The organism is Streptomyces sp. ActVer (genome assembly GCF_027270795.1).
Lineage (GTDB): Bacteria > Actinomycetota > Actinomycetes > Streptomycetales > Streptomycetaceae > Streptomyces > Streptomyces umbrinus_A.
The window spans coordinates 1-9,833 of the sequence record NZ_JAPWHT010000396.1; the positions used below are offsets into that span (position 1 = coordinate 1).

The window sequence follows — 9,833 nt, forward strand, 5'->3', positions numbered from 1 at the left end:
TCTCCACGCGGTGGTGGCCGGGGCGCCGGCCAGGGTCGTACGCCGCTGGACCCCCGGCGACGGCTGGCAGCCACCGCTGCGCACGCCCGCGCCGGTGCCGATTCCCGACGGGGTCACACCGGAGCAACTGCTCGCCCTGGCCGACCTGGACGCGGAGAGCATCGCCGGGTTGCGGGCCGTCGAGGAGGCCCACGAGGACGTACGAGCCGAGTCCTGACCCGCCGGGGCCCTGCGGGGCCGGGGCGCGGTGGTCGCTCAGCCCGTGGCGAGCAGCACCGTGCCCACCAGCGCCAGGCCCGCCCCCGCCGCCTGGATCCCGCGCAGCCGCTCGCTGAGGAAGCCGCGCGCGGCGAGGGCCGTCACCACCGGGCAGAGAGAGGCGAGGACGGCGGCCACGGTGACCGGGCCGCGCTGGGCGGCCAGCGAGTACGTGCCGTTGGCGGCCACGTCCGCGAGTCCGACGAACGCCAGGGCCGGGAGGGACTCCCAGGCGATCTTCGGGGGAGCCACGCTGCCGCGCCGGACGGCGACGTACAGGGCGGTGCCTCCCGTGACGACGTTCGTGACGCGCTGCACGAACAGGGCGAGGAAGAGGCCGGTGAGGGTGGACGACGCCTCGGCGATCAGGGCCATCACCGCACCGAAGCCGAATGCCGCGACCAGGGTGAGCAGTACGGCCTGCCGCTGCACGGGTGCACCCCTGAAGTGCGGTCCGCCCGCGAGGACGACCCCCACGACGGCGACCGCGATGCCCGCGAACTGCACCAGGCCGGGGCGCTCGCCGAGGACGAGGCCCACCGCCACGGGAACGGCGATGCTCAGCGAGGCGAGCGGCGAGACGACGCCCATCGGGCCGAGAGCGAGTGCCTTGTAGAAGGCCAGCATCCCGACGGGCCCGACGAGGCCGGCCGCCACCGCGAACCACAGCTGCGGACTCGCCTCGCTCCGGGCGCCGGTGACGAGGACGATCGCGCCGAGCACGACGGCGGCGATCGACTGCGAGACGACCACGACCGTCAGAGCGGGCGTACGCCGCGCCAGCAGCCCTCCGCCGAAGTCGGCCAGCCCCCAGAGGAGGCTTGTGGCCAGGGCGAACAGCACTGTCATCGGATGCCTCGCAGTACAGTTCGATGAACGATTCGGTGCACCACACCGTAGTTCAGTTCATTGAACTCCGTCATCCAGAATATTGAACGAATCTCATGGGGGCCGAGCCTCATGAGGACCACGAGAACAATTGGACGGAAAGTGTCGGACCTCGACCTCCTGACCCAGTCCCTGGCGCGCAGCGTCAAGCGCTGGCGCACCGAGCGCGGCTTCACCCTGGACACGCTCGCCGCCCGCGCCGGGGTCAGCCGCGGCATGCTCATCCAGATCGAGCAGGCCCGCACCAATCCCAGCCTGGGCACCGTCGTCAAGATCGGTGACGCGCTCGGCATCAGCATCACCACGCTGCTCGACTACGAGCAGGGCCCGAAGGTCCGGATCGTCCCGGCCGACCAGGCCGTGCGGCTCTGGCACACCGACGCGGGCAGCTACAACCGGCTCCTCGCGGGCACCGAGGCGCCCGGCCCGCTGGAGATGTGGGACTGGCTGCTGATGCCGGGCGAGGGCAGCCCCTCCGACCCGCACCCCACGGGCACGGTCGAGCTCCTGCACGTCACGAAGGGCGAGCTGACGCTCACCGTCGACGGTGAGGAGTACCGCGTCCCCGCCGGCGCGAGCGTCTCCTTCGAGGCCAACACCCCTCACACGTACGCCAATTCGGGCGGGGTGCCGCTGGAGATGGTCATGGCCGTGTCGGTCCCGGGCGTGCACTGAGACCCTCGTCCGGCGCCGTGCGCACGGCTGTTAGCGTGCCGTCATGCGCGCACCCATCGGACAGTTCGACGACGCCACCCCCGCTCCCGACTGCCTCGACACACTGACCCGCCCGGTCGCCGACGCCGTACGCCAGTGGCGCGGCAGCGTCTCCGCCGACCAGATCGTGTACGTCGACACCGAGCCGGAGTGGGCCGACACCGCCACCTTCGTCGAGCACTACGGCAAGGACCTCCTCGACCGGTCGGCCAACTGCGTGGTCGTCGCGGGCAAGCGTGGCGGCGAGAGCACGCTCGCCGCGTGCGTCGTGCTCTCGACCACCCGCGTCGACGTGAACGGCGCCGTGCGCCGTCAACTCGGCGCACGCAAGGCCTCGTTCGCCTCGATGGACACGGCGACCGGCGAGACCGGCATGGAGTACGGCGGCATCACACCGATCGGACTCCCCGCGGACTGGCTGGTGCTGGTGGACCCGGCCGTGGTCGACCTCCCGTACGTGCTGGTCGGCAGCGGCCGTCGGCGGGGGAAGCTGCTCATCCCGGGCAAGGTGTTCGCGGAGCTGCCGAATGCCGTGGTGCTGGAGGGGCTCGGGGTCGCCTGACCCGTTCCGTCAGGCTGCCGTGTGGTGGGCCAGGGCGAGGTGGGGGTCCGTCTCGCCCGGCGCGGGTGACGGGTCCGCGTGGACCAGGGCCGCGGTGAGTCCCGGGACGGCGTGCAGCAGGGCGTGCTCGGCCTCGACCGCGATGCCGTGGGCCTGCCGTACGCTCGCCTCGCCGTCGACGACCACCGCCACCTCGGCCCGCAGCCGGTGGCCGATCCAGCGCAGCCGCAGCTCACCCACCGCCTGTACGCCCGGCACCTGGCGCAGCGCCCGCTCGGCCGCGTCGACCAGCTCCGGGTCGATCGCGTCCATGACCCGGCGGAAGACCTCGCGCGCGGCGTCGCGCAGCACCAGGAGCAGGGCGACCGTGATGGCCAACCCGACCACCGGGTCGGCGAGTTGCCAGCCGAGCGCGGCGCCGCCCGCGCCGAGGAGCACGGCGAGCGAGGTGAATCCGTCGGTGCGCGCGTGCAGTCCGTCGGCGACGAGCGCCGCCGAGCCGATCTCGCGGCCCACACGGATGCGGTAGCGGGCCACCCACTCGTTGCCCGCGAAGCCGACGACGGCCGCCGCGGCGACGATCGGGATGTGCTCGACCGGGCGCGGTGCGAACAGCCGGTCGATGGCCGTCCAGCCCGCGAAGACCGCGGACGCGGCGATCGTCAGCACGATCACGAGTCCCGCCAGGTCCTCCGCCCGGCCGTAGCCGTACGTGAACCGGCGCGTCGCCGCCCTTCTGCCCAGCACGAAGGCGATGCCGAGCGGTACGGCGGTGAGCGCGTCCGCCGCGTTGTGCACGGTGTCGCCGAGCAACGCGACCGAACCGGAGACCACGACGACGGCCGCCTGGGCCACCGCGGTCACGCCGAGGATAGCCAGCGAGATCCAGAGGGTCCGGATGCCTCGGGCCGAGGACTCGAGGGCCGGGTCGACCTTGTCGGTGGACGCGTGGGAGTGGGGCTTGAGGAGGTGGGCCAAGCGGTGGGCGAGACGGTGACGGAGGCCGTGGCGGACGCGGGGCGGGTGCCCGGCGCCGTGTTCGTGGCCGGGGGCGCCGCCGTCCTGCCGGTGCCCCTGGTGGTGGTGCTCGTGCCCGTGCTCGTCCTGGTGGCTGTGCCCGTGGTGCCCGGCGCTCACATGGATCCCCTTTCCGGTTTCAGTTCCGGTTTCCGGCGTGCTCGGTTCGCCGGCGTGCTCGGTGGACTTGGTGATGCCCACGGAGCCATTATGTGCGTATGAGCGCACGCATGCACCTATCACCTGCGAACAATGAGCATCCGCGCATGCCGGGCGAGGAGCAGTTCGCCCTCGCAGCGGAGGTTCTCGCCCTGCTGGGGGACCGCACCCGGCTCGTCCTGCTGCACGCGCTGGCCGAGGACGAGGCCGACGTCACGACGCTCACGGAACGCTGCGGAGCGGCCCGTCCGGCCGTCAGTCAGCATCTGGCCCGGCTGCGGCTCGCAGGTCTCGTCAACACACGCAAGGAGGGCCGCCGGGTGATCTACTCCCTGCGCGACGGCCACCTCCGCCGGGTCGTGGACGAGGCCCTGAACCTGGCCGATCACCGGCTGAGCGACCGGCCGGCGCACGACTGAGGCGGCCTGTTTCGGCCGGGGCCCTCGGGTACTCGGGGCGTGAGCCGGAAATGCCTCCGGGCGCGGGACGCCGATGCGGGTGATGCTGGAGGTGACGGAACCACGGCCCCGAGGGTGCTTCCGACGCTGCCGGACGTCCGCGTACGCCGGTCGGCCCGATTCAGGACGGTACTGCCATGAACCGCGACGCAACACTCCGAAGCGACGTCATCTCCAGCCATGCGGTGGTCGGCGCCCCGTGCTGGGTCAGCCTGACGGCGCGCGACCAGCAGGCCGCAGAGGACTTCTACCGGGCGGTGCTCGGCTGGCGCTTCCGGGAGGCCAGGCTGATGGACCGGTTCCGGATCGCGTACGCGGAAGGGGTGCCCGTCGCGGGCATCGCCGCCGTGGCCTCCATGTGGCAGATGGCCGTCGCCTGGACCCCGTACTTCGCCGTGGACAGCGCGGACGAGGCCGTCGCCCGGGGCCAGTAGCGCGGCGGTACGACGGCGGTCGGGCCCATCGGCTTCCCGCCGGGCCGCGCCGCCCTGCTGGCCGACCGCGACGGAGCCGTCTTCGGCATCTGGGAGGGCCAGCTCGTCGCCGGCTGGGAGACCTGGCGCCGGGCGGCCCCCGCCTTCCTGCGGCTGCACACGCGCAACGCCTTCGACGCCGCGATGTTCTACGGGGAGGTCCTGGAGTGGGCCACCTCGGAGCCCGGCTGCATCGAGGTCCACTACGACGGCGACGAGGTCGTGCTGCGCAGCGACGGCGACGTGGTGGCCCGTATCCACTCCGGTGCGGTGGAGGCGGCGCCCGATCCCACGGTCCGGCCGCACTGGCAGGTCCACTTCGCGGTCGACGACGTCGACGAGTGCGTGAGCGCGGCGCTGGCCCACGGGGGCACGGTCCAGGAGGGCGCGTCCTGGCAGGAGGCGGTCCTGCGGGACCCCGACGGCGCGCAGTTCACGGTCGCGTCGCGGAAGGAGCGGTGAGGTCGTGTCTGCCGGACCGACGGGACCGCGCGACCGGACCGGTGGGGGCGCACTGCCGGAACGACGGGATCGCGCCACCAGAATGAATGCATCCGGCTGAAAAAAGCCCATCGATGACCGGAATTGATGAACCCGGCATGCAGTTCACTGCGAATCAATCGAAAACGCTTGCTCCCGCCTGTCACGGCGCGTACATCTGTCCCCCGCAACACTTGTTTTTCGGGGGGATGTTGGCATATGCAAGGAACTGTCGACGGATTCAGCTACGGGATGGTCACGCCGCTGGCGGCCTACGTCATGGCGTGCCTGGGAGCGGCTCTGGGGCTGCGCTGCATCACCCGGTCACTCCGCAACGACCAGTCGTGGAAGCCGGGCTGGCTGGCGCTCGGAGCGGCCTCGATCGGAAGCGGAATATGGACGATGCATTTCATCGCCATGATCGGATTCCAGGTCGCGGAAAGCCGAATTCGCTATGACGTCGGCCTGACGATTCTCAGCCTCGCCGTGGCGATTGTCGTCGTCGGCCTGGGAGTTTTCGCCGTCGGCTACCGCGGCGCGAACACGGCGACCCTCCTCATGGCGGGCACCTTCACGGGCGTCGGGGTCGCCGCCATGCACTACATAGGCATGGCCGCCATCCGTTTGAACGGCAGCCTGCAGTACGACGTCCGCATGGTGGCCCTCTCCGTCGTGATAGCCATCGTCGCCGCCACCGCCGCTCTCTGGGCCGCGGTCGCCATCCGCGGCTTCATGACCAGCCTGGGGGCCAGCCTCGTCATGGGCGTCGCTGTCTCCGGCATGCACTACACGGGCATGGCGGCTCTCAGCGTGCACCTTCATGGCGCGACCGGCTCGCCCGGCGTCGGCGGCTCCGCCTACTCGCTCCTGCTCCCCATGCTCCTCGGCCCGGCCCTCTTCCTGCTGCTCGCGGCAGTGGTGGTGATGTTCGACCCGATGCTGGTCCTCGGGGACGGCGACTGGCGGCGCCCTGTCGCCGGCCGGCGTGCGCCCACGCGGCAGGCGGCCTGGGCCGAAGAGTCCGGCTCCCTTTTCGAGGCGCCGTCCGACGCGAGTCGGCGCGCGTACGGGCAGGGGGCGCCGGCGCCGCGCAACCCGTGAGCGTGCGCCGGCTCCGCGGCCCGGCGCGGGATCCCGATCGCCGGGCAGCGGGCCGTTCCTCTTCGCCGGTGCGCTTCAGCGGGTTCGTAGGTCCGCTTCAGCGGGCAGTGGTCACGCCGGGTCGATGCGGGAGACGCTGCCACCGATGGCGAGCACGTACAGTTCGCCGTCGCCGCCCTGGACGAACGAGATGACCTCTCCGCCGTTGACTCCGAGGTCGCTCTCGCCGGTCACCTTCCCGTTCTTCATCCGCAGGGTGCGCAGGGTGCCGTCGCAGTAGTCGCTGAACACGTACTGCCCCCTGAGGTCCGGGATCGCCCTGCCGCGGTAGACGTATCCGCCGGTCACCGAGCAGCCCAGCCCGGTGCGGTCGTACTCGTACACCGGCGGCACATGGTTCGCGGGTTCCGTTCCGCCCCGGAAGGGATGGGTGCCCTCCATCTGGGACCAGCCGTAGTTCTCGCCGCCCCTGCTCTTCGCCGGGGCCCAGTCGATCTCCTCCCAGTCGCTCTGGCCGACGTCACCGATCAGCAGGTCGCCGGTGCGCGCGTCGAAGGAGAACCGCCACGGGTTGCGCAGCCCGTACGCCCAGATCTCGTCCTTCGCGTTCGGGTCGTTCACGAAGGGGTTGTCCCGCGGGATCGCGTACGGCTTGCCGCCCTGCGGGTCGATCCGCAGCATTTTGCCGAGCAGTGTGTCGAGGTTCTGTCCGTTGCCGTGCGGGTCGCCGCCCGAGCCGCCGTCGCCGAGCGCGATGTAGAGGTAGCCGTCGGGGCCGAACCTGATGTCACCGCCGTTGTGGTTCGGGTAGGGCTGCGTCTGGGTGATGACGGTGCGCCGGGTGTTCGGCCGGATCTTGCCGTGCCGCACGGCGAACTCGTCCACGGTGCTGGTGCCTTGGAGGTTCGTGTACGAGATGTAGAAGTGCGCGAACCGCTTGTCGAACGCGATGCCCAGCAGGCCGCGTTCGCCGTCGGTGGTGGTGTCGCCGGATATGTCGAGGACGGGCTCGCCGAGCCCCTTGTCGTCCAGGACGCGTACCGTGCCCGCGCGTTCGGCTATCCAGACCGTGCCACCGGGTCCGGCGGCACCGGCGATCGGGTTCTGGGCTTTGGCCACTTCCTTGAGCGCGACCTTCGCCGCCTGACGCGGGGCGGCGGGCTCGTCGGCGGACGCCGTGGTCAGGGCGAGGGATGCGACGAGGCAGATGGTGCCGATGAGCGCCGAGCTTCGGGTGCGAACTTTCACCGTGACCCTCCATGAGGCGGGGAATGGGGAAGTCACCCGGCTGCCTGGGGCAGGGTTGTGTGGGTGTCGCCCGAGCCGGCACGCAACCTGGGTGGGGGGATTGTGTGCCGCTGGCCACGCATGAGGATACTGGGGCAGGGCGGTTTGGCCTAGACCAATAACCCGCCCAACTGCCCCTGTTCTGCTGTGGGTTCACATCCGGTTCTGCTGTGGGTTCACGTCCAGCACCCACCGTGCACGTCAGCCCAGGCGCGGGATCTCGATCGCCGGGCAGCGGTCCATGACCATGTCGAGGCCGGCCGCGCGGGTGCGGTCGTAGGCGGACTCGTCGATGACGCCCAGCTGGAACCAGACCGCCTTGGCGCCGATGGCGACCGCCTCGTCGGCGACCGGGCCGGCGAGGTCGCTGTTGACGAACACGTCGACCACATCGACGTCGAAGGGGATGTCCTCCAGCGAGGCGTACCCCTTCTCACCGTGGACCGTCTCGGCCTTCGGGTGGACCGGGACTATGCGCTTGCCGTAGCGCTGGAGGACGTCCGCCACGCCGTACGCGGCACGCCGCTCGTTCGACGACAGGCCGACGATCGCCCAGGTGCCGCCGGACTCGCTGAGGATCTTGCGGATCGTTGCCGGGTCGCCGTACACGGTCGGCCTCCTTGGGACGTGTACGCGGGATGCGTACGAGGGCTGCTGCGCGCGACAACAGCGAGCGCGGCACGGTGATTCCCCCCCGCCACCGGGCTCGCGCCGGGACGGTGGCTTCAGCGCGACGGCGTCAGCGTGACGCGGAGGCGGCCACCAGCAGTTCCACGTTGCGGTCGCCGGGACCGCCGGCCCAGCCCTCGTGGACGCCGGCCGTCATGCCCGTGGCCAGGTCGGGGGCGTTGTGCGACAGCTCCCGGTACAGGGAGGCCAGCCCCACCGCCGACAGATCGGTGAAGTCCGGGTCGGTGCGGTGCGGGGCGGCCGACTCGACGAGGGTGGTGAACAGGGACACCGTGCCGTCCCCGTTGTCGGCCAGTTCGATCACGCGGGCGTGGTGCGGGTAGTCCAGGTGGGAGGCGGTGTTGACCTCCCAGAAGGACCGGACGGGCGTGGGGTGCGCGTGGGGTGTGATCCGGTTGACATGGCTGTGGCCGTTGATCCAGGCCACTACGTTCGGGAACCGGTGGAGCAGGGCCAGGACCTCCGCACCGTCGTGCCGCGGCTCCTCCGTGCGGGCGGCGTCGGGGCGGCGGGTCATGCTCGGACTGTGGTGGTGGCTGAAGACCAGGACATGGGCGTCGTCGGCCCCGCGATTGCGGACGAGCCGGCCGTCGGCGTCGTAGGACCGGGAACTGTGCGCGGCCAGCGTCCGCTCCAGCCAGCGGAGTTGATCGGTCCCCAGCGACCCCTCGTAGTGGCCGCTGCGATACGTCGTGTCGATGCTGATGCCGATGACGTTCTCGGCGACCCGGAACGTGTAGTACATCCGGTCGCCGTCCAGGTTGTTCTCCGTGTAGCCGTGGCCGACCGGGCCCGCTCCGGCGAAGGCGGGATCGAGATGCGCGGCCAGGTACTCGTGCGGGGTGCACAGCCGGCGTCGCTCGTCGGCCGTCACCGTCCGCGCCGAGGCCGCGTGCCTCTTCAGGATCGCCGTCAGCACCTCGCTCTTGGGGTCGTCCCCGGTCTGCAGCGCCTTCGCGTAGGCGGCCGCGTCCGTGGCAGGGACCGACAGCAGCTTGCGGGAGCCGACGGCGAAGTCGCCCAGCGCGGGTGACAGACAGCCGCCGGGAATGTCGTCGTGGTTGCCGACCGTGGAGTACCAGGGGATGTCGAGCCCCGGGCTGGTGACGGGCCGTATCGCGGCGTCGAGGAAGCCGGGTATGCGGGGCAGCCCGCGCCGCTTGTCGAGGTCGCGCAGGGCAGCGTCGTCCGGGTGCCAATAGAGGGGCAGGCCGGAGTTCTGGACGCCTTCGTACGTCGCCGGATCCCCGCTGTTGGGAGTGATCCTGCCGCCGCTCATCAGCGTGAGGAACCACTCCAGTTCGATCGCGGAGTTGTTGTCGACGTTGTCGCCCGTCGTCATCACGAACCCGGGCGCGAGGCCGGTGTGCGGGCCCTCGCCGAGCGCGTTCACCTGCTCCACGAGCGCCACCGCCCCCGCCACCGTCAGCGCCTCCTGGGCCCGCCACGCGGCGGGCCTGCGCGACCGCAGGAACTCGGTGCGCAGCGGATTCTGCACGTCGGTGAGATGGAGGTCGGTGAACTGCACGAAGCACGCGAGCGGTGTGCGCCGGTCCTGGCGGCCGGTGGCGGCGGGCACGAGATCTGCGCGTACGACCATGGGCCAGCCGGGGCCCGATACGAGCCGTCGGTAGGTGTCGGCGTGTGCGTGGCCGCTGAGGCGAGCCGTCGTCTCCAGGGTTGTCGCCGCGTACGGGGCCGCGCGTCGCGGCGCCCGGTGCGCCGGCCGTCGGGTGGCGAGGGGCG

General features: G+C 71.4%; 9 protein-coding genes and 2 pseudogenes. 6 read left to right on the forward strand and 5 right to left on the reverse strand.

What is annotated here, in order from left to right; translation table 11 throughout:
• Positions 1 to 217: pseudogene (locus O3Q52_RS41155) on the forward strand (acyltransferase); the annotation flags it as partial.
• Positions 218 to 255: 38 nt separating this feature from the next.
• On the opposite strand, the gene O3Q52_RS41160 reads toward O3Q52_RS41155, so the two are convergent.
• Positions 256 to 1,107, reverse strand: coding sequence for a DMT family transporter (locus tag O3Q52_RS41160; protein ID WP_269653668.1), 852 nt, complete (start codon positions 1,105 to 1,107; stop codon positions 256 to 258).
• A gap of 141 nt (positions 1,108 to 1,248) precedes the next feature.
• On the opposite strand from O3Q52_RS41160, the gene O3Q52_RS41165 reads away from it, so the two are divergent.
• Together O3Q52_RS41165 and O3Q52_RS41170 are read left to right on the forward strand one after the other, a co-directional pair.
• Positions 1,249 to 1,821, forward strand: coding sequence for a helix-turn-helix domain-containing protein (locus O3Q52_RS41165; RefSeq protein WP_269653669.1), 573 nt, complete (start codon positions 1,249 to 1,251; stop codon positions 1,819 to 1,821).
• Between the two features lie 43 nt (positions 1,822 to 1,864).
• The gene (locus tag O3Q52_RS41170) at positions 1,865 to 2,422 is read left to right on the forward strand and encodes a YbaK/EbsC family protein (RefSeq protein ID WP_269653670.1); all 558 of its coding nucleotides are present in this window, start codon (positions 1,865 to 1,867) and stop codon (positions 2,420 to 2,422) included.
• A 9-nt stretch (positions 2,423 to 2,431) separates the two neighbouring features.
• Here the strand turns inward: O3Q52_RS41170 and O3Q52_RS41175 are convergent, their stop codons facing one another.
• Entirely contained in the window at positions 2,432 to 3,400 is a 969-nt protein-coding gene (locus O3Q52_RS41175) for a cation diffusion facilitator family transporter (protein ID WP_269653677.1), read from the reverse strand.
• Positions 3,401 to 3,657: 257 nt separating this feature from the next.
• Between O3Q52_RS41175 and O3Q52_RS41180 the strand changes: the two genes are divergently transcribed.
• From O3Q52_RS41180 to O3Q52_RS41190, 3 genes and pseudogenes are all read left to right on the forward strand, one after another.
• The gene (locus O3Q52_RS41180) at positions 3,658 to 4,017 is read left to right on the forward strand and encodes a metalloregulator ArsR/SmtB family transcription factor (protein ID WP_269653671.1); all 360 of its coding nucleotides are present in this window, start codon (positions 3,658 to 3,660) and stop codon (positions 4,015 to 4,017) included.
• A gap of 176 nt (positions 4,018 to 4,193) precedes the next feature.
• Positions 4,194 to 4,991, forward strand: a pseudogene (locus tag O3Q52_RS41185) (VOC family protein).
• Between the two features lie 237 nt (positions 4,992 to 5,228).
• Positions 5,229 to 6,110, forward strand: coding sequence for an MHYT domain-containing protein (locus O3Q52_RS41190; protein WP_269653672.1), 882 nt, complete (start codon positions 5,229 to 5,231; stop codon positions 6,108 to 6,110).
• Between the two features lie 111 nt (positions 6,111 to 6,221).
• Here O3Q52_RS41190 and O3Q52_RS41195 read toward each other — a convergent pair whose 3' ends face one another.
• From O3Q52_RS41195 to O3Q52_RS41205, 3 genes are all read right to left on the reverse strand, one after another.
• Positions 6,222 to 7,358: a sorbosone dehydrogenase family protein gene (locus O3Q52_RS41195; RefSeq protein WP_269653673.1), complete on the reverse strand. Its 1,137-nt coding sequence runs from the start codon at positions 7,356 to 7,358 to the stop codon at positions 6,222 to 6,224.
• 240 nt (positions 7,359 to 7,598) lie between these two features.
• Positions 7,599 to 8,006 (reverse strand): CoA-binding protein, encoded by a 408-nt coding sequence (locus O3Q52_RS41200; RefSeq protein WP_269653674.1) that lies wholly within the window; start codon positions 8,004 to 8,006, stop codon positions 7,599 to 7,601.
• A gap of 130 nt (positions 8,007 to 8,136) precedes the next feature.
• Positions 8,137 to 9,833: TIGR03767 family metallophosphoesterase (locus tag O3Q52_RS41205; protein ID WP_269653676.1), on the reverse strand; the 1,697-nt coding region annotated here is incomplete at its 5' end.

Coding starts and splice junctions, on each gene's coding strand:
- O3Q52_RS41160 (WP_269653668.1), bottom strand. CDS start 1,107: ATGACAGTGCTGTTCGCCCTGGCCACAAGCCTCCTCTGGGGGCTGGCC.
- O3Q52_RS41170 (WP_269653670.1), top strand. CDS start 1,865: ATGCGCGCACCCATCGGACAGTTCGACGACGCCACCCCCGCTCCCGAC.
- O3Q52_RS41190 (WP_269653672.1), top strand. CDS start 5,229: ATGCAAGGAACTGTCGACGGATTCAGCTACGGGATGGTCACGCCGCTG.
- O3Q52_RS41180 (WP_269653671.1), top strand. CDS start 3,658: ATGAGCGCACGCATGCACCTATCACCTGCGAACAATGAGCATCCGCGC.